Origin of the sequence: Streptomyces sp. A0642 (assembly GCF_004795105.1) — a bacterium.
GTDB lineage: Bacteria > Actinomycetota > Actinomycetes > Streptomycetales > Streptomycetaceae > Streptomyces.
In genome coordinates this window covers 492,429-509,438 of the sequence record NZ_SSBL01000002.1, presented here as the reverse complement: position 1 = coordinate 509,438, position 17,010 = coordinate 492,429, and the positions used below count along the sequence as shown (strand labels likewise).

Genomic DNA, 17,010 nt, shown 5'->3' with positions numbered 1-17,010 from the left:
ACCCACGTCAGGCTCCCTTCTGCGACTTGCCGTCAGGGGCGCGGTTCGCGCTGTGCGCCCCGGCGACACCGACGGCCAGGAGCACGAGCCCGGCGATGGTGATGCCGAGCCAGGGGGCGAGCAGGTACAGGCCCGTACCGGTGGCGCTGACACCGAGCAGGACCAGGACGTCCCAGCGGTCCACGCGGGCCTCCTTGGGGGTCACAGGGCCATGCCCTGCGACTCGTAGATGGACGGGGCGGGCATGCCGCGCATGCCGCCGTCGATGGCGAACAGCAGCGCGGGCATGCCGTCGATTCGTTTGCCGGACTTCCCGCGGTCGGGCTTCACCGGGCGGATGCGGTCGGGGTCGTCCCGAGGGCTCTTGCACTCGAGGTTGTCGGCCATCCACCGGGCGACCGGGTTGCCGTAGTGCGCGTACTCGCGGGCCTTGAGGCCGCGCATGAACTCAGCCATGGGGGGCGTCATCCGGCTGTACGTGGTGTCGGACTCGATCGTCTTGAGCCGGGTCCGCTTCTCGATCTCCTGGCGGACCGGCTCGCCGCACCACTTGTCGTACGTGATGTCGACAATCCGGAACAGCTGGTGGTCCGTCTCGATGTCGTCGTAGATCGTGTCGTAGTCGATCGTGTCGCCATCGGTCAGCGTGATCCAACCGTCCCGGGCCCAGTCACTGAACGCCCCGCCGGTGTGCTCGTCCAGGTGCGGGGCCACGGACTCCGGCGCCCAGAAACGCCACGTCATCGACCCGTCCGGGAACAGCAGCGACCAGGCGGTGAGGTCCAGTTTCGAGGAGAGGTCCAACCCTGCCCAGCAGCGCTGAGCCTCGAGCCGGCCCGCGATCCATCCCGGGTTCGGGGCGATCTCGCGGGCGTTCATGTCCCACAGGTCCATCGGAATCCAGCGGGTGATCTGCGAGACCCGCTGGTTGAGGCGGAACTGCCGGAACCCGTTCTCTGCCGAGGAGTTGGTCTGTGCCTCCTCGGCCTCCTCGCGCAGCGACTGGATCGACAGGAAGTTGCCCAGGCCCGGGTTGGGCCAGGCCCAGTTCGCCTCGTCCCACGGATCGGTGGAGACCGGGAGTTCGGGCCGGGCCGGGAACAGCCGCCACAGGCGCTCGAGCTCGTCGACCGTGCGAGGCATCTTCCGCACGAACGCAAAGTGGTGCGGTGCCCGGGCCGGGTCCTCCATGACCCGGTCGGCCTCGTCGATGAACTCGGCACCGAACGAGACCTGGTCGGACGTCTCGGTCGTGATCGCGATCATCAGCGGTTGCGTGCGCGCGCCGGCGGCCGTACGCATGGCCTTCCACAGCGAGTCGTCCGGCTGGGAGAGGACCTCGTCCAGGATGAAGCAGTGCGGGCTGTGGCCGAGCTCGTTGTCCGCGTCGGCCGGGATGACCTCGTAGTGCGAGCCGGTCTGCTCGTCGACCAGGCGCCGCTGGTTCTTGATGTGGTCCAGCCGCGCCGCGAGGATCGGGCTCTTGCGAACCATCTTGGTGCAGGGCTCGAACACCTTCCCGGCCTGGCGGGTGTTGGCGGCCGCGCCGTAGATCTCGGCGGACTCCTCGCCGTCACCGACCAGCATGTACAGCGCGATGCCGGACAGCAGCGCGGACTTGCCGTTCTTGCGGGCCATGACGATCGTGGCCCGGGTGTAACGGCGGACGTACCGGCCCCACTGGTCAGACCAGTGGACCTCGCCGAACAGCGGCCGGATGATCTCGTGTTCCTGCCACGGTGCGAGCTCGAACCGGTGATTGGCCAGCGCGCCGGCAGGGTGGACCAGGAGCTCGGCAAAGAACCGGACGACGCGATCAGCCCGCGGCTCGCAGTAGTGCGCGCCCGTGCGCTCGCACGTCTTGCCGTCCAGGGTGTAACCGCAGCGCCCGCCCTTGCGAGAGCGCGGCCGCCACCGCTTGGTGTGGTCGATGCGCAGCGCCCGACGACGCCCGGGCGGGCGAGTGGCGGCCTTTGAGCGGGCGGGCCTGGCCGTGGTCTGCGCAGCCATCACCACCCCCGGGTGCTCAGGACAGCAGCCGCTCCGCTCCTGCAGGATCCTTCGCTGGCGCGATGTTCAGCTGGCTGCGGTCGGACGGGGTCAGGCCGAACCGGGCGCCGTACCGCTGGACCTGCGCGTCCGCTGCATCCAGCGCCAGGAGCCACGCGTTCTTGCCCTGGCGGTGGCCGGTCAGGTCGCCGTTCTTGTTGTAGACGGGGATCTCCACCACGGCCCCCTCAGTGGCGACGTGCTCGGCAGCGTCGCGCCGACGGACCACGGCGTCACACCAGTTGGCGTACGCCTCCACGTCCCAGGCGGTGAGCACCCCTTTGGCGGCCAGGTCGTCGGCGAGCTGCTCCCACACCTCGAGGCCGGCCGCGTTCAGCCAGGCCGGGGGCCGGACCTCGAGCTCGTCCGGCCGGGGCTCGGCGGTGTTGATCCGGTCGCGACGGTCGCCGTGCAGGACGCGCAGCGCCGTCGGTTTCGGAGCGGGCCCACGCTTCCCCATGATCACCCCCAGTGGTCACACATTGTTACGGCGGGCGGCCTGGTACGGCGGATCCTGAAACCTGTCAGCGCGAGACAGGGCTCCCCCCCGCGTTCCGCGGGGCCCCGGGCCAGGGATCTAGGCCCCCCTACCCCGGTCACGCTCAGTACTCCGGGCCGCGTCGGTTCCATCCGCCGGCCTGATGAGTGGCGGTCTCCGAGGAGTGGCACGAGTGGCACAGGCCGCGGCCGCGCCGTGGGTCGTTGTCGTCCAGGCCGCGGGCGACGAGCTCGCGCTTGGACAGTGGCCAGTGGTCGGCGTGCACGGCTGGCGCCTTGCGGCAGAGCACGCACACGGTGTCGCGGGCCAGGACGCCGGCACGGAACCGCTGCTCGTGCTCTCGCCCGTAGCCCTGCGCAGCGGCGGAGGGGCGGGGGCGGGGTCGGGCGCAGCGGGGGCACTTGCCTGACCCAGGGGTGGGGGTGCCGTTGCAGCCGCCGGTGGTGCACCGCTTGGGTGCTCGTGTCGGCATGGCGGGTCAGTAGCCCTTGCACCTGAGCCGCAGGGCCAGCCATGCGCCGTACAGGGCTCCCCGGATGGGTGGGACGTCGACCTGCAGTTGGATGCGCAGGGAGCCGTCAGGGGCGCGCGTGGCGGTCGTGGCGTAGATGCCAGGCCAGGAGTAGGTGACGCGCGCTCCGACCCATCGCGGGAACCCCGACGCTGTGGATATGGCGGCCATGCGGTCCTCCTGGGCGTGCGTGAGCCCGGGCGCAGCGTCTGCGTCCGGGCTCGGGGTGGGGTGGGTCAGCTGCCCTTGGGGTCGGGGCAGTTCATGTCGAGGGCGGGCCAGGTGTCTGAGGTGATGCGGCCGCCGGTGTAGATCTCGGCGGCCTGCTCGTCCTTGACCCACTCGCCTCGGCATACGTACGTCTTGTCGGCGTTGGAGCGGACCACGGTGATGCTGTAGTTCAGCAGGCCGTCGATGGTCTTGGCGTAGTCCTGGATCGCGGCCTTGGCGCCGGCCACGGTGGCGTTGGGGATGACCAGGTCGGCGCTGCCGGTCTTGGTCTTCTCCTTCTTGTTCGCCACGGTGTAGGCGGGAGGCTTGGGCGTGTCCACCTTGGTGTCCTCCTTGTCGCTGCTGCCGCACGCGGTGAGCGTGGTCAGGAGCAGGCCGGCCGTGACGATGGCGGTGGTGCGGGTGCGCATGATCCCCCCTGGGATGTCGTGATGAGGGGGAATCGTGTCACGGATGCGTGGGAGTGGTGAGCGCCTCTGGGATGCCGGCCAGGCGTAGCGCGCGGCTGCGGGTTGCTACCTCGGCGCGGGCGACGTCTGCGAGGGAGTAGAGGGGGTGGCCGCGTTCTGTGAGGCCGGTGCGCTGCAGGTGTCCGCGGCTGGCCCACTGGCGGATGGTGGCGGGCTTGATGTGGGCGGCGCCGGCGGTGAGGGTCTGCCGGGCGCGGTCGGCGTGGGCGGCGGCCTCGGCGGCGGTAAGCCACGTTGTGGTCATGGGCCTCCGTCCGGACGTACGAAAGCCCCTGACCGCCGGTCAGGGGCTCGCTGGACATACGTGTGGTGCTGGCAGCAGTGTGACGCCAAATGGTGATCATGTCCAGCGGGATCGGTCTGGACGCGTCGAGGCCCCGTCCTGTCGGGAGCGGGACGGGGCCGGGTGGGTCTGACAGCGGGGTCAGTTGTTGGGCTTGAACCAGCCGCCGCGGGAGGCCTGGTAGGTGGTCTCGTGGCCCTTGCCGCGCGGGTCGTTGGGGTATCGCGTCGTCGGGATGGTGGGGAGTTTGCCGAGGGGCTTGGGGGTCTCGGTGCTCTCGGTGGTCTCGCTCTTGCGGCTGAAGAGGCCCATGATCGTGTCCTGTCTCGTGTTGCGGGATGGGACCGGGGCGGGCGGTGTCTTGGCGGATGACGCCCGCCCCGGGGCTGGTGGACCGGCGGTAGATGGGCCGGTAGATGGTGGGTGGATACCGGGGGACGCTGCGGTAGATGTGCAGGTCAGGCGGCGGTAGACGGGGTGGGAGACGCCTCGGTCCCCTCGAGCGGGGGAAGGGGCGGGAGTTGGCTTCTGACGACCCCCCGTGTCGGCCCGCGGCCGCCGAACTTGAGCCTCATCTCTACGGGGATGTCGAGGGCCTCAAGACGGGCCCGCAGGCCGGCCACCGTCACGCCCTCCAGGTGGCCCCTCCTTTGGAGGGACTGCAGGAGCTCGGAGAGGAACATTGCGGGGCGGTCGTCGAGGGCCTCGTAGAGCAGGCGCAGGACCGCGTCGCGGGGGTCTGGCTGGTGGGGCTCCTCGGGGGTGGCCGGGGCGGTCTCCTCGGCCGGGCGGGGAGCAGCTGCTGCGCGCCATGCGGCGATGGCCCATACGGCGGCGAGGAGCCACATCAGGCGGGGGCGGGAGCGGACGGCGAGGTAGACGCCGGCACCGGCCGCGGTGAGGAGGGCGAGGCGGAGCCAGCAGCCGAGGGCGGCGGCCAGGCCCTCGAGGTCGTCGCGGCGGCCGCGGCGTACCCAGGCGGTGAGGGCGGTGGTGATGCGGTGCTGGAGGGCGGTGTGGCCGGTGGCGAGGCGCTGCAGGGCGCTGGTGCGGGCGGCCCAGATGGCCGCGGCGCGCGTCATGCGGTCTGTCCGTTGGCGAGGTCGCGGCCCCAGGCTCCGGCCTGGTTGACGACGTCGGGCAGCCAGTCCATGGCGGTCGCGATGCCGGGGACGAACCCGAGGACTGCCCCGGTGAGGATGCCGCCGAGGATGCGGCGGCGGTCGAGCTTGCCGGAGGCCCTGTAGAGGAGGACTACGCAGAGCAGGGCCAGGGCGACGACGATGCCGCCCTCGGGGGTGAGGGCACCCATGCGGCGGGCTGCGAGGGCGGCCGGGCCGGTCCCGATGATGCTGCCTACAGCGGTGTTGGAGCCCCTGCTGAGCAGGCCGGTGATGCCTGCTGCGCCCCATCCGAGTGCCCCGCCGGCGCAGAGCGTGGCGAGGGCGCCGAGCAGCCAACCGGCCCCGTACGGCAGGAGGGCTTTCGGGTCGCGGTTCCCTTTCCACCAGGGCCGTGCGTTGGCCCACATGATGCCGAGGGCGGTGGCGACTCCGGCGAGGCTGAGGGTGGTGGCGTTCATCGGTGTACTCCGGTGAGGATCGTGACGATGTCGAACGGGTCGAGGGCGCCAAGGAGGCCGGCCAGGGCGACGGTGATCCCCCACACGCGCAGGAGGGTGCCGCCGTGGCGGGCGGTGCGGGCGATGACCCAGACGAGCGGGAGCAGGGCCAGGACGTAGCCGTGGGCGGCCCCCCACTCGTCGCGGGCCTGGCCGACGGCGTACGCCCAGGTCGTAGCGGCGCTGAATCCGGTCCCGGGGACGGGGAGGACGGCCAGGAGCAGCGCCCCGCAGATCTGCCACGGCCGGCCGATGCGGTGGAGCCCGGCCCAGAGGCGCTGCCACCGGGTGGGCTCGGGCTCCTCGTAGTAGGGCTCGGTCTGGACGGTGACGTACACCTGCAGCGGCCGCGGCTCGGGCTCCGGCGTGGGCGCGGGGGCGGGTAGCGGGGGCGGCTGCAGGGGCGGGGCGGGCGTCTCCCACCATGGGGGGAGCTCGCCGGGCTCGGGCAGCCGGTCGGGCAGCTGCGCGCCGCCGGGGATGATCCGGGTCGGGATGATCGGTTTGCTCACGGTGCAGTCAGTCCTCGGGTGGATGCGGATGCGCAGCCGGGTGCAGCCGGATGCGGTGGGTGCGGCTGCGGTCAGCCGGTGGATGCGGATGCAGTCGCCCGGATGTGCTCCTGGACTGCGGGGAGGATGCGCTGCGCGCGGCGCTGCCCGATGTTGAGCTCCGACTGCATTCGGCGGAGGGTCAGAGGGCCGGTGCGGGCGAGTGCGGCGGCCTCCTCGATGACGGCTGCGTCGTCGGGGCGTGCAGCCGATTGCGTGCGCAGCCGGGGCTGCGGGTGCGGCTGCGGCTGCGGGTGCGCATCCGCGGTGACGTCGGGGTGCAGGTCAGGCAGCTGTACGAGGTCGAGGTGCAGCCCGGTGCTGCCGAGTGCGGGCTGCGGCCGGCACACGACGGGGAGCAGCTGCACGCCGGGGGGAACGGTGTTGGTGGGTGCGGGCGCAGCCGGTTGTGCAGTCGGCTGCACGGCTGCGGGTGCGGCGGTGAGTGCGAGTGCGGATGCAGGCGGGGCGAGTGCGACGGCCTCGGCTGCAGCCCGGTCGAATGCGGCGGCGTCCGGCTGCGGGTGTCCGGCTGCATCCGGCTGCGCATCGAGTGCGGGCAGGGTGCGGCCGTACCGGGCCAGGCGGAGCTGCAGCCGTAGTTCGACGGGTGCAGTCCAGCGCCACCGCCGCCCGTACTGGGCCTGCAGCCGGGCCCGGTAGACGAGGCGGTCCTGCTCGAGCTGGATGACCTGCTCGTAGCTGCGGAGCTCCCAGAGCTTCATGCGGCGCCACAGCCGGAACGTGGGGATGGGTGAGAGCAGCCAGCGGGAGAGGCGGACGGTGTCCATGTCCCGGTCGGCGGTGATGTCGGCGAGGCGGCCGACGGCGTGGCGGCCGGCCTCGACTGTGATGACGAACAGGATCGGAATCACGGCGTGCATGCCGGTGCCGACCGGATCGGGCCAGGCCGCTGCGGCGTTGAACGCGATCGTGGCCGCGGTCAGGAGCCATGCGGTCTGGCGCAGCAGCGGGAACGGGATGCGGATCCAGGCGAGCAGCAGGTCCAGGGCGAGCAGCACGACGATGCCGGCGTCCAGGCCGAGCGGGAAGACGAGCGCGAACCGGCCGAAACCCTTCTGCGCGGCGAGTGAGCGGACGGCGGCGTACGAGCCGGCGAATCCGATCCCGGCGAGGAGGACGGCGAGGACGATGACGGCGCCAACGAGGCGGCGCTGCAGGCGCGTGAGGGCGGGGCGGGGATGCACTGGCGATCTCCCGGTGAAGGGTGGCCGGGCCGCAGGGGAGTGCGGGGCGGGTCAGCGGGCGGCGGCGTTGGCGGCGGCCGCTCGGGCGTCCGCGGTGGCCTCGTCGACGGCGCGGCGGCGCTCGGCCTCGGCGCGCATGAGGTCCTGGGCGCGCTGGTACGCGGCCGCGGCCTCGGCAGGGTCCACGGCCGGGTGTCCGGCGGGCATCAGGCGCCGGCCTTTTTCAGGAGGCGCATGCCGTACTCGGCGCGGGTGATGGGGGCCTCGGTGGTCGGCCAGTCGACGCGCGGCATGTGGCGCAGCAGGCGGCCGGTGGCGGCCACGGCGTGCGGGGTGCCGAGGCCGTAGACGTCGGCCGCGGCCCGTCCGGCGTACGCGAGGCGGGTGACCTCTCGCATGAGGAGCGTCGGGCTGGTCCCGCAGAGCGCCCTGCCGATGTCGGCCAGGAGCGTGCGGGTGGCCTGGTCGGGGGTGTTGCGGGCCTGAGCGAGGGCCACGTCCATGTCGGGGGCCGAGGCGCAGACGGCGGTGGCGCGGATACGATCGCGCATGGTTGTCCTCCTGGTAGTGCAGGTGGATGACTGGCCCCGGCCAATGGCGTTGCGAGCGCCGGCCGGGGCCGTTCCGTTGCAGGCCCCACCGTAGGGAACCTGCTTTACAGTGTCAACAAGGTTAGGGCAGGATGACGCCTATGCCGGAGAAAAGGGAGCCGGAACCGTCGGACGAGGGAGAGCTGGTGAACCTGTCGCAACTGGCTGCGGAGCTCGGCGTCACACGCCAGTGGCTGCACGCACTGCGCACCAAGGACCCGGCCTTCCCGGCCTCGCGGCGGCGCCCGGGGAGCACTCGGGAACTCTGGGACCTCACCGAGGCCCGGGCCTACTACAAGGCCCGTGAGCTCCGGCCCGGGGAGCGCACAGACCTCAAACCCCCGCCCCAGCAGTAACAGCTGCGCCCCGCCCGTGACAGTCGGGCGGGGCGCAGCTGCGTCCGGGTGCCGACGGTCAGGCCGCGGCGGTTCTGCGTGGGGTGATCATGCGGAGGGCCAGGGCGGTGAGCGCCGGCATGACCTGGTTGCGGTGCTCGGTGTACTCGGCGGCGGTGAGGCGGTGCCCGCAGGCATCGCACGCGATGTGGAGCTCGCCGTCCTGCTCGATCAGGGCGAACGCCTGGCAGCCCGGGCACGGGGCCTGCTTGTGGCGTCGGCCTGGCCGGGCATCGGTGATCCGCTGTATCCGGTCCTGCAGGTGCTGCAGCTGCTCGTAGAACTCGGCGGCGTACGGGCGCGTGACGGCGTACGGGAGATGCCGCGCCAGCCACGTCGACCAGGCGGTGATGCCCGTCCCGGACCGGGGCACGGCAGCGGCATGCAGGTACGCCCCAGTACGCAGGACGCCGCCGAGGTCGGTGTAGACGATCGGGACGTCCGTGGCGATGTAGTGCGCCCACCCGGTGAGCAGCGCATTGATCGGGACGCCGGCGGTCTGGTCACCGTGCGGGTCGTCCAGGGGTACGGGGCGCCCGGGGCCGAGGAGGTCCAGGACGCGGAGGTCGACGGGCAGGGGTGAGTGAGCGCGGCCGCTGCCACCACGCTGCGCCGGGCCTACGGTCGGCTCGAGGCAGTCCCGCAGGAGCTCGGCCTGCCGGGGCAGGCCGGTCAGCCAGGACCGGGCCCGGTACTCGCAGGCCTCGCACAGGTAGCGGTCGGCACCGGTGGTGTGGTGGCAGATGTCGCAGGTGTTGTCCATGAGGTGCTCCGTGCGGTCAGTCAGGTGGTGGCAGGGTCGGGGCCCGAGCAGCCGAGCCGCTCCCGGATAGCGCCGGTGTGACGCGGGTCAGTGCACGGCTGCTCGGCAGGCAGGCCCGTCTCGGGGCGCTGCGCCTCCTCGCCCGTGACGTACAGGCCGTGGAGCTCCCGCAGGAGCTCCACGGCCTGCTGGCCCATGCGGAACACGGCCTTGTTGTCGTGCGCCTCGGCCCAGGCGAGAAGCTGGCCAACGTGGATCGGCGCGGTGGTGCTGGCCGACGGGTGCGGGGCGGCGGGCTGGGGCATGGGTTCCCCTTTCTGGCGGTGATCTGAGGGGGTCGGTACGGCTGCGGGCTCGTCCTCGAGGAGGCGGCGCAGGGCGGCGATCGTCATGGCCGGCCCCGCCGCTGCGGTGCGCGGGCCAGGTCGAGCTCGGCGACCAGCTCGGCACGGTGCTCGGCTGCGTGCGGGTCGGGGCGGGGGCACCGGATCGGCTCGGACGGGCGGCCCGGGACCAGCCGGACACCGCCGAACGTGCCGTCGGGCCACTCCTCCGACAACACCCGGGGCTCGACCAGGCGCCGCCGGCGCTTCACCGCTGCCACGGGACCGGCCTCACTCCCACGGTGCTGCGCTCCGGCGTCCGGGCACTGCGCCTGGGCGGCGGGTTGCTGCAGGTGGCGTGGTGGGGCATGGCCTGCCACTCGCCCGGGCGGATGCCGGGCCGGGCCACGGTGACGGCCCGGACGTACAGCACCCCGTCCGCGCCCTGCATCACGGCGAGATTCCCCTCCGCGGTGGGCTCGGCGTCGACCGGCTGCCGGCGGCCGTTCGCGCTGGTGAGTGCCCAGCAGATCGCGGCGTGGCAACGTCGGCAGCGGGTGACGTGGTGGCTACTGGGTCGCATGGTGATCTCCTGAGTCGTCGTCGAGGCGGGCGAGGTGCGGCAGAACCAGGGCGTGGCCGTAGAGGTAGGTGGCCCGGGCCCGTCCGTGGGCGGTGATGGCCTGGCGGATCACTGCCGGTGTCGCGGCCGCGCGGAGCTCGGCGAGCTCGGCCCGGCTGAGTGCCGGTGGGCTGCTGCTCACCGCCGGGGCGGGCACCGCCACCCACGCCGCCGGTACAGGGGTGGGCCGGGGCGGCTGCAGCTGCTCTTCGACCTCGGCCGTGTGCTGCTCTTCGACCTCGAGTTGCTGCGCCCCGGCGGCCTGCAGGGCGTGCATGGCGTTGTCGTGGCAGACGGGGCAGCGCTCACCGGTGTGCCAGGTCGTGCCGGACTCGCACGACTCGAGGCCGCACCCGCGGCGGACCAGACCGGCCCCGAGGATCCACCGGCCGACGTCGCCGCGGCGCGGGTCGTCGGTCGAGGCGTAGCGGGTCGTCAGGCGGGCGGTGAGGCGCTCGGCCCCGGCCCCGGCCTGCAGCTGGCGGCCGATCTCGTGAGCGATGCGGCGCAGCACGTACGGCCGGATCGTGGGGAGTTCGTGGCGGACGGGCTCGAGGACGGACCAGACGCGGGGCGAGAGCTGCAGCCCGGGACCGGTGTAAGCCGGGTTCGTGGCCCCGCTGTTGTTGCTGCGCTTTTCGCCGTGACCCGCAGGGCGGAACGTCGGCCCAGCCGGGTTGTCCGCAGGGGCAGGCCCGTAACTGCCCGCGTCTCGCCTACGGCGGATCCCACCACCCACCCCCGCGCTCATCAACGGTCGGTCAGTCCTGTGGTCATCCCTAGACGGGGATCCGTCAGCTGTGCGGGGAGCCGATCCGTCATGTATGTCAGGGGTCGCGGAGGCCGGAGCGGCGGCGGCCGCGGGCGCGGCCGGCTCCTCGTCGACGTCGTCGAGGACGGGGTGGAGCGGGCGCAGGTGGGCCTCGTAGGCGTGGCGGCCGCGCGGCCCCTGGCGGCGGTGGATGGTGATCCAGCCGGAGTCCTCGAGCTCGTCCAGCAGCCGCATGACCTGCCGCTCGCCCAGCGGTTCACCCGCGCTGTCGCCGTACTGGTGGCGTACGACGTCGCGGAGCTCGGCCAGGGACAGCGGCATGCGGCGGATCTGGGCGTAGGCGATGACGGCGTACAGGCGCAGCTGGCGCGGCGGGAGCGACGTGGCGGCCCGGGCGGGCAGCCACACGAACAGCTCGTCCTCGTCCATGGTGCGAACCCAGCGCTCCGCGGACTCGCCCTCTCCATCGCGGGAGGTGTGCCGGACGGTGATGACCTCGGCGATGCCGTCAGTGCCGGCCGTGTTGAGCTGCGTCAGTGCGCGCTCCACCGCCGTCTTGGACAGGCCGAGGTACTGGGCGATCGTCGCGACCTCGGCCCGGCAGTTCTCGGGCCGCATGCTCAACGCTGCGATCTTGACGTAGGTGCTCAGGGCCGCATCGGCGTACTGAGCACCCACGACCAGGCGCAGGGGTGTCCGAACCCGCGTACCACCGCCGAGGCGCGGCCGTGCCGAGGCGGCCGCGCGGTGCGGCTGCGGGCACGGCGCAGCAGCAGCGGGGGCTGCTGCGTACGCGACGGCGGTGGTCAACGGGACTCCAGTCGTGAGGGCTTGGTCAGTTGCTGGGCTGGGCGGCCTGAGCCGCGGCCCGCGCTACGGCGAGCTCGCGTTCGCGGGCGCGGCGCGGCTCGATGAGCACGTAGTTGAGGGCGCGCTGGGCGAGGAGGCCGTACGCGAACGCGGCGTCCGCCAGGCCCTCGGCAACCTCGCCCGCGCTGAACATCTCGCCAGCCTCGTGGTCGCTGACGTAGTCCCGGCTAGCCAGGTCCTCGGCGTGCTCCGAAGCGCCCGCGCATCGGACGAGCGCGGCGTACGCGGCGTCCAGAGCAGGGCCGCCGTGGTACGTGTCCAGGCCGGGGATCTCCATCAGGTTCGGCACGATGTCGCCGTCCTCGTCCGTCTGGAACGCGACGACGGGCGGGGTGTCGTCCCGCTGCACCGACCTGATGGCCCACGCGGCGCCGGAGGCGTACAGGATCGCCGCCTCCTCGTACTGGCGATGCATCTGGCGCTCGGCCTGGCGGTACACGCTGCCCAGGTCGTAGATCGCCTTCTCGTGGGGTTCCCGCGTCAAGGTCCGCCCGTAGGCGTTGACGCGTCCCTCGAGAGCGATGCGGCCCGGGTGGAGCTGGCGGCGGTCCATGCCCACCATCTGCTCTGCGACCTGCGCGGCGCGGTGGGCGGTCTGGTACTCGTGGGCCGTCTCGTACAGCGCGTACACGCTGTCGAACAGCGAATCGGTCCAGTGCTGCGTCGTCCTCTTAGGCATCGTCAGTGGTCCGTTCCGTGGGGGCGAGGGCGGTGGTGGGCTTGAGGAGGCGGGCCATGATGCGGTGGGGGATCGTCAGGACCAGGTCCGCGGTCTCGTAGCGGGCGCGGCGATCGGCCTTCTGGATCCAGCCGCGCTGGCAGAGCGTGTTGAGAGCGACGACGACCTGTCCGGCGTGCAGGCCGGTGTCGTGGACGAGGCCGACCAGGCGCGGCTGTTTGCCGGGCGGGATCTGTCCGTCTGCGTCGGCGTGGATCGCCAGGGCGAGGCCGACGTACCGGTGGTTGTCGAGCATGCGGGAGCCGAGGATGGCCCGCTCGTACATGGCCCGGAAGTCGGTGCCCGGGGCCGGGATGCCGGGGGCGATCAGGGCCCGGTCGGCGGCGGACACGATGCGGCGGGCGGGCATGCTCGCCGGGCTCGGGCGGCGGGTCGCGGCTGTGCTCATGACGGTTCCTGTTCTGCCGGCGGTTCGGTGTTCTGGTTGAGGTAGGACCCGGCGGGCCAGCCGGGCCCGGGCGGGGATTCCGGTCGGCCCTTCCACGCGGACGGGGTATGGCGGTCGCATTTCAGGCCGGTGAGGTAGCGGCGGGTGTAGGCGAGGCCGTGGCTGGGGTCGAGGTCCTGGCACGGGATCGGGCGCACCCGCGGCGTCCACGCCGGGCGATCCGGGGTGGACGGTGAGGGTTGCGCGGTCACTTCGGGGCCTGGCCGCAGCGCCTGCAGACGAGGCCTGACGCGGTGACGTCGTGCAGCTGCTCGAGATGCCCGCACACCAGGGAGTGGCAGGCGAGGTAGAGGCCGCTGTCCGGCGGCGCGCCGGTGGGGTCGCCGTCGGGGCCGGCCGTGGGGGCCCGGTGCCCACGGGTGTACGTGCTCACCAGGACCAGGGCCGCCCCGACGACGAGGACGAGCGCCAGGGCGACGATCGCGTCAGGCACCGGGTGCCACCCTCTTCGACGTCACGCGGAGCTCGGCGAGCGCGATGCCGTACGTGGCGCACAGGCCGGAGCACCAGACGCGGTCCGGATCGGCGGAACCGTAGACCCCGGCGCGCACCCAACCGTCCTGCAGGTCGGCCTCGTCCGTGAGGTCGGCGACGTCGCCGCAGATCGGGGTCGTACACGTGCCGGGGGCCACCGGGTGGAGGCCCAGGCGCGGCAGGTTCTCCAAGACGTCGAGGGGCTTCTTGCGCGGGGAACGGGTCTTGAGCGGGGGCGGGGTGTTGAATCCGGGGGCCATCAGCCCTCCTTGCGGTGGTGAGCGGTGCGGGTGATGTGGCGGTCGGCGATCCAGCCGAGGACGATGGCGGCCAGGTCCAGCAGGCCGAGAGCGATGAGCGTGAGGAGTAACCACTCCTCAGTCACCACTCGGCGTCCGGGTCGAACTCCGCCTCGATGCGCAGCGGGTGGACGACATAGCCGGTGGGCTGCTCGTCCCCGCCGTCGACCTGGACGGTGAGCTCCCACGGCTCCTCCGGCTCGGACTCGTCACCGATCCAGTCGAAGAGCAGCACCGAGTCCTCCGGGTGCTCGTCACTCAGCAGCGACTCGCAGCGGCGGCGGGCCACGGCCTCGGTGGTGTACCGGCCGACGACGATCGATTCGTGCGAGGCCCGGTAGTACGTCAGGCCGGTGTCCGGAGCGGTCGGCAGGCCCACGAGCAGGCTGATGCCGTCCACCCAGGACCGGGCCGCGTCCTGGTCCTCCTGGACTACCGCCTCGCCGAGCTCGTCCAGGCCGTCCAGTACGCGCCCGGCGGTGGGCTGCTCCCGCAGCGCCCGGGCCAGCGCCGTCAGGACGACGGTGCGCGCCGTGGTTACCGCTGCAGTGACCTCGGCCCCGGGCGGGGTGGTCTTCTCCAACGCGACGTCGATGCGGTCCATCAGCCCGTCGATCGAGCCGGACCAGGTGTCCCGGGTGCTGTGCCCGTACGGCGCGTAGGCGTGCTCGACGGTGATCCGGGTCAGGTTGCGGCGGGCACCGGGGACGGTGCCCAGGATGGCGGTAGCGATGGTGTCGTGCGTGGTCGTCATGCCGCGCTCCCGTCACGCTGGCCAGGCACCGCGAGCGGACGCTGCAGCCGGAGGAGGCCGAGCGACATGGCGATGGCGACAGCCTCGGGAGCGGTCCTCGCGCCGAGCGCCTTGTACAGCTGGCGGCGGTGCGTCTTCACGGTGTGGACGCTGAGACACATCCGCCGGGCGGTGACCTTGACCGAGTCGCCGAGCGCCAGGCCGACAAGCACGCCCGTCTGCTGGTTGGTCAGTTCGGTCGGCCCGGCCAGCAGGCTCGGCGCGTAGGCGGCGGTCACGGCAGCGTCAGTGAGAGCGGCGACGTCGCCCGTGGTGATGTCCAGGTCGCGGTCCTCGGCGACGGCCAGGAGCTGTGTGCGGATCGCGGTCTCGAGGTGGTTCCTCATGCCGACCGCCCGCGCAGCCGGCCGAGGAGCCCGGCGACGGTACGCGGCGTCGGGTGCTCGTCCTGCTCGTCCGGCTGGGTGCAGGCCGGGGTCGTCAGCCAGGCGTGCCGGTCGGCGACGGTGACCGGGCGGGGCGCGGGGATGAGGGGGCCGAACCACCAGTAGACGTGGTTCAGGGTCTGCGGGGTGTCGTCGCCGGTCTGCATCAGGGCCATGCCGGTCTCGTCCGTCTCGCCGGTCCAGGTCCAGCGGGCGCCGTATGTGTCGATCCAGTCCCGGTCCAGGGCGAACTCGCAGCCCGCGGCCGTGGCGGTCGCCGTGATGGTGACGGTCGTGGTCGTCATGCCGCCACCTGCTCCGGGGCGGCGTCGACCAGGGCGTACGCCTCGACCTGAACACCGTCGATGACACCGGTCGTGGACACGTAGGTGCTGGTGCCCTCGTCGTCGTGCGGGCGCTCGGTCACTGAAATGCCGAAGTGCGCAGCGAACGATGCGACCGCGTCGCGGTCCCTGTGGAAGCTCCAGAGGATCGTCGGGCCGTCGTTCCAGGGGGCCATGTCGACCCGCATCGCAGTCGGCAGGACGGGGGTGCTGCTCATCAACTGTTCGCTGACGGACAGGGCGTGCATGTAGGCGTCGCGACGGGCCAGGTCGTTGATGATCCGGGCCCTGGACGCCTCGGCGCGGCAGGTTGCCTCATCGATGCCGGCGAGCTGGCGAAGGTCGGCGTTCTGCTCGAGGACGACCCACCGGCGAGTGTCGGCGTACGTCATCGGGGCCTTGGTGAGGAGCAGACGCCAGGGGCGCTCGCCCTCGGGCTGCGTCGCAGCGGCGAGCGCCGCGGCGATACGGGAATGGGTAAGGTGCTGCATAACGCCCTCGATTTCTGATGGTTGAGGTGCAGGAGGGGCTGCTCGGGCCGGCAAGTCGGAGCAGCCTTCTTCGTTTTTCAGGCGGCGGCGGCACTGGTGTCGCGCGTCGCGGCCTTGAGCCGTCGGGCCTTCGCGGACCGCAGTGCGAGCTCGGTGTAGTGCGCCGACCGCAGAGACTCGGCAACCGCCGTGATCTGCTCGTCGGTCGCGTCGGGGTGGAGCTCGCGCGCCGCCTTCAGGAACCGGGTGTGGTGCGACGCCTTGCGGGCGGCCGCCGTACGGGCCGACCGGTCCGGCGTGCCGGCCCAGCTCTTGTGAGAGGCCAGCCGCATACGCATGGACCGCTCGGTCGGGGTCTCGGTCTCGCTCATGGCGTTCGTTCACCTTCCGCTGTTGTGCCCACGCCCGTGGGCGTGGGCAGTGGCTCGAAAAAGAGTGCGTCCCGCCGAACGTCGAGGACCTCGCATATGCGTCTGGCGACTGCATGCGTCACGGTCGGGCGTTCCTCTGAGAGCAGGGCTTCCACCTTGCTTTTCGAGACGCCGATGTCCGCTGCGAACTGGCGAATGGTCAGTGACCTGCCGCGAGGCGCCCACCGCATCAGTTCTCGCAGCACTGTGCCGCTCGTCAGATGAAGTCGGGCAGGGGTCATTCGGCGCCTCCGTCGTGCTGCCCACGGTCGTGGACACCCATAGATAAGCACATCGCTTGAGCGATGTCCACGATCGTGGGCAGGTCTTGCTTAGGGCAAATATCGGTCTTCCCCGGGGGTGGGGGCCCCGTCAGTGCCCCCAGTCGTGGACAATGGCGCGTGACCGGAAAAGGTTGCGTTCGCTGACCTGCATCTTTTCCAGTACGCGTCGAACATCGGTGTGGACTAAACGGGTTCGGAAGGGGCGAAATGCCGGAGCAGCGCAACGCACTGACGGAGCTCGTTCGAGCCAGCGTGGGCTCCGGGCGCCGCATGTCCACGCGTGAGTTCGCCGCCGCCGCCGTGGACAGTGAGTCCGGGTGGAGCCCCAGTAAGAGCCTCGTTGCGAAGATCGCGAAGGGGGAGGGCTACGCCGTGACGCCCCAGCTGGTGTCCGCGATCGCCGCCGGCCTCGACCTGCCCCGGGAGATCGTCGCAGCCGCCGCTCACCTGCAGACGATCGGGTACGCGGCCGAGGAGCTCACCAAGGGCGCGCCGGCGACCGTGATCCGCATGCTTCATGCGGCCTCCGACGGGCCCAAGGCCGCCGCCGTCGCTGAGCGCTGGGACGCCGAGGCGTAGGGCTC

31 protein-coding genes are annotated in these 17,010 nt (G+C 72.1%); 2 read left to right on the top strand and 29 right to left on the bottom strand.

Annotation, left to right across the window (positions count from 1 at the left end):
* Positions 1-7: 7 nt before the first annotated feature.
* The 14 genes from E6R60_RS36575 to E6R60_RS05790 form a co-directional block, all read right to left on the bottom strand.
* Positions 8-184 carry a hypothetical protein gene (locus tag E6R60_RS36575; protein ID WP_168713542.1) on the bottom strand — a complete coding sequence of 59 codons (177 nt, stop codon included), beginning with the start codon at positions 182-184 and terminating at the stop codon, positions 8-10.
* Positions 185-201: 17 nt separating this feature from the next.
* Entirely contained in the window at positions 202-2,010 is a 1,809-nt protein-coding gene (locus E6R60_RS05840; RefSeq protein ID WP_136325317.1) for a terminase TerL endonuclease subunit, read from the bottom strand.
* Between the two features lie 16 nt (positions 2,011-2,026).
* A complete protein-coding gene (locus tag E6R60_RS05835) occupies positions 2,027-2,509 on the bottom strand; it encodes a phage terminase small subunit P27 family (RefSeq protein WP_136325316.1) in 483 nt (160 codons plus the stop codon).
* A 142-nt stretch (positions 2,510-2,651) separates the two neighbouring features.
* Positions 2,652-3,020: a holin gene (locus tag E6R60_RS36955; RefSeq protein WP_206309320.1), complete on the bottom strand. Its 369-nt coding sequence runs from the start codon at positions 3,018-3,020 to the stop codon at positions 2,652-2,654.
* A 6-nt stretch (positions 3,021-3,026) separates the two neighbouring features.
* The gene (locus E6R60_RS05825) at positions 3,027-3,230 is read right to left on the bottom strand and encodes a hypothetical protein (RefSeq protein ID WP_136325315.1); all 204 of its coding nucleotides are present in this window, start codon (positions 3,228-3,230) and stop codon (positions 3,027-3,029) included.
* 65 nt (positions 3,231-3,295) lie between these two features.
* Entirely contained in the window at positions 3,296-3,700 is a 405-nt protein-coding gene (locus tag E6R60_RS05820) for a hypothetical protein (protein WP_136325314.1), read from the bottom strand.
* Between the two features lie 37 nt (positions 3,701-3,737).
* On the bottom strand, positions 3,738-4,004 hold the full coding sequence (locus E6R60_RS05815; RefSeq protein ID WP_136325313.1) for a MerR family transcriptional regulator: 267 nt from the start codon (positions 4,002-4,004) through the stop codon (positions 3,738-3,740).
* 180 nt (positions 4,005-4,184) lie between these two features.
* Positions 4,185-4,355: a hypothetical protein gene (locus tag E6R60_RS36570; protein ID WP_168713541.1), complete on the bottom strand. Its 171-nt coding sequence runs from the start codon at positions 4,353-4,355 to the stop codon at positions 4,185-4,187.
* Positions 4,356-4,501: 146 nt separating this feature from the next.
* A complete protein-coding gene (locus E6R60_RS05810) occupies positions 4,502-5,125 on the bottom strand; it encodes a hypothetical protein (protein WP_136325312.1) in 624 nt (207 codons plus the stop codon).
* Positions 5,122-5,625, bottom strand: coding sequence for a hypothetical protein (locus E6R60_RS05805; RefSeq protein WP_136325311.1), 504 nt, complete (start codon positions 5,623-5,625; stop codon positions 5,122-5,124). The genes E6R60_RS05810 and E6R60_RS05805 overlap by 4 nt, the downstream gene beginning before the upstream one ends.
* On the bottom strand, positions 5,622-6,176 hold the full coding sequence (locus E6R60_RS05800) for a hypothetical protein (RefSeq protein WP_136325310.1): 555 nt from the start codon (positions 6,174-6,176) through the stop codon (positions 5,622-5,624). The genes E6R60_RS05805 and E6R60_RS05800 overlap by 4 nt, the downstream gene beginning before the upstream one ends.
* 71 nt (positions 6,177-6,247) lie before the next feature.
* Positions 6,248-7,423: a DUF2637 domain-containing protein gene (locus E6R60_RS05795; protein WP_240802401.1), complete on the bottom strand. Its 1,176-nt coding sequence runs from the start codon at positions 7,421-7,423 to the stop codon at positions 6,248-6,250.
* Positions 7,424-7,474: 51 nt separating this feature from the next.
* Positions 7,475-7,630 (bottom strand): hypothetical protein, encoded by a 156-nt coding sequence (locus tag E6R60_RS36565; RefSeq protein ID WP_168713540.1) that lies wholly within the window; start codon positions 7,628-7,630, stop codon positions 7,475-7,477.
* The gene (locus E6R60_RS05790; RefSeq protein WP_136325309.1) at positions 7,630-7,974 is read right to left on the bottom strand and encodes a hypothetical protein; all 345 of its coding nucleotides are present in this window, start codon (positions 7,972-7,974) and stop codon (positions 7,630-7,632) included. The genes E6R60_RS36565 and E6R60_RS05790 overlap by 1 nt, the downstream gene beginning before the upstream one ends.
* Before the next feature lie 140 nt (positions 7,975-8,114).
* On the opposite strand from E6R60_RS05790, the gene E6R60_RS05785 reads away from it, so the two are divergent.
* A complete protein-coding gene (locus E6R60_RS05785) occupies positions 8,115-8,369 on the top strand; it encodes a hypothetical protein (protein ID WP_136325308.1) in 255 nt (84 codons plus the stop codon).
* Between the two features lie 58 nt (positions 8,370-8,427).
* Here E6R60_RS05785 and E6R60_RS05780 read toward each other — a convergent pair whose 3' ends face one another.
* The 15 genes from E6R60_RS05780 to E6R60_RS05710 all read right to left on the bottom strand — a co-directional run bounded on the left by E6R60_RS05780 (position 8,428) and on the right by E6R60_RS05710 (position 16,103).
* The gene (locus E6R60_RS05780; RefSeq protein ID WP_136325307.1) at positions 8,428-9,171 is read right to left on the bottom strand and encodes a hypothetical protein; all 744 of its coding nucleotides are present in this window, start codon (positions 9,169-9,171) and stop codon (positions 8,428-8,430) included.
* 20 nt (positions 9,172-9,191) lie between these two features.
* Positions 9,192-9,476: a hypothetical protein gene (locus E6R60_RS05775; protein ID WP_136325306.1), complete on the bottom strand. Its 285-nt coding sequence runs from the start codon at positions 9,474-9,476 to the stop codon at positions 9,192-9,194.
* An 83-nt stretch (positions 9,477-9,559) separates the two neighbouring features.
* Positions 9,560-9,775 (bottom strand): hypothetical protein, encoded by a 216-nt coding sequence (locus E6R60_RS05770; RefSeq protein ID WP_136325305.1) that lies wholly within the window; start codon positions 9,773-9,775, stop codon positions 9,560-9,562.
* A complete protein-coding gene (locus E6R60_RS05765; RefSeq protein WP_136325304.1) occupies positions 9,763-10,077 on the bottom strand; it encodes a hypothetical protein in 315 nt (104 codons plus the stop codon). The genes E6R60_RS05770 and E6R60_RS05765 overlap by 13 nt, the downstream gene beginning before the upstream one ends.
* The gene (locus tag E6R60_RS36560) at positions 10,064-11,512 is read right to left on the bottom strand and encodes a hypothetical protein (RefSeq protein WP_168713539.1); all 1,449 of its coding nucleotides are present in this window, start codon (positions 11,510-11,512) and stop codon (positions 10,064-10,066) included. The genes E6R60_RS05765 and E6R60_RS36560 overlap by 14 nt, the downstream gene beginning before the upstream one ends.
* 211 nt (positions 11,513-11,723) lie before the next feature.
* Positions 11,724-12,437, bottom strand: coding sequence for a hypothetical protein (locus E6R60_RS05755; protein ID WP_136325303.1), 714 nt, complete (start codon positions 12,435-12,437; stop codon positions 11,724-11,726).
* Positions 12,430-12,885, bottom strand: coding sequence for a hypothetical protein (locus tag E6R60_RS05750; RefSeq protein ID WP_136325302.1), 456 nt, complete (start codon positions 12,883-12,885; stop codon positions 12,430-12,432). Before E6R60_RS05750 ends, E6R60_RS05755 begins: the two co-directional genes overlap by 8 nt.
* A 247-nt stretch (positions 12,886-13,132) precedes the next feature.
* Positions 13,133-13,378 (bottom strand): hypothetical protein, encoded by a 246-nt coding sequence (locus E6R60_RS05740; protein WP_136325300.1) that lies wholly within the window; start codon positions 13,376-13,378, stop codon positions 13,133-13,135.
* Positions 13,371-13,679 (bottom strand): hypothetical protein, encoded by a 309-nt coding sequence (locus E6R60_RS05735; protein WP_136325299.1) that lies wholly within the window; start codon positions 13,677-13,679, stop codon positions 13,371-13,373. The genes E6R60_RS05740 and E6R60_RS05735 overlap by 8 nt, the downstream gene beginning before the upstream one ends.
* Positions 13,679-13,807, bottom strand: coding sequence for a hypothetical protein (locus E6R60_RS37755; RefSeq protein ID WP_276613940.1), 129 nt, complete (start codon positions 13,805-13,807; stop codon positions 13,679-13,681). The genes E6R60_RS05735 and E6R60_RS37755 overlap by 1 nt, the downstream gene beginning before the upstream one ends.
* On the bottom strand, positions 13,801-14,472 hold the full coding sequence (locus E6R60_RS05730; protein WP_136325298.1) for a hypothetical protein: 672 nt from the start codon (positions 14,470-14,472) through the stop codon (positions 13,801-13,803). Before E6R60_RS05730 ends, E6R60_RS37755 begins: the two co-directional genes overlap by 7 nt.
* Positions 14,469-14,858, bottom strand: a complete 390-nt coding sequence (locus tag E6R60_RS05725) for a helix-turn-helix transcriptional regulator (protein ID WP_136325297.1) — start codon at positions 14,856-14,858, stop codon at positions 14,469-14,471. The genes E6R60_RS05730 and E6R60_RS05725 overlap by 4 nt, the downstream gene beginning before the upstream one ends.
* Positions 14,855-15,202: a phiSA1p31-related protein gene (locus E6R60_RS05720; RefSeq protein ID WP_136325296.1), complete on the bottom strand. Its 348-nt coding sequence runs from the start codon at positions 15,200-15,202 to the stop codon at positions 14,855-14,857. Before E6R60_RS05720 ends, E6R60_RS05725 begins: the two co-directional genes overlap by 4 nt.
* Positions 15,199-15,732 (bottom strand): hypothetical protein, encoded by a 534-nt coding sequence (locus E6R60_RS05715; RefSeq protein WP_136325295.1) that lies wholly within the window; start codon positions 15,730-15,732, stop codon positions 15,199-15,201. The genes E6R60_RS05720 and E6R60_RS05715 overlap by 4 nt, the downstream gene beginning before the upstream one ends.
* A 77-nt stretch (positions 15,733-15,809) precedes the next feature.
* On the bottom strand, positions 15,810-16,103 hold the full coding sequence (locus E6R60_RS05710; protein ID WP_136325294.1) for a hypothetical protein: 294 nt from the start codon (positions 16,101-16,103) through the stop codon (positions 15,810-15,812).
* Positions 16,104-16,633: 530 nt separating this feature from the next.
* On the opposite strand from E6R60_RS05710, the gene E6R60_RS05700 reads away from it, so the two are divergent.
* Positions 16,634-17,005 (top strand): hypothetical protein, encoded by a 372-nt coding sequence (locus E6R60_RS05700; RefSeq protein WP_240802400.1) that lies wholly within the window; start codon positions 16,634-16,636, stop codon positions 17,003-17,005.
* Positions 17,006-17,010: the final 5 nt, after the last annotated feature.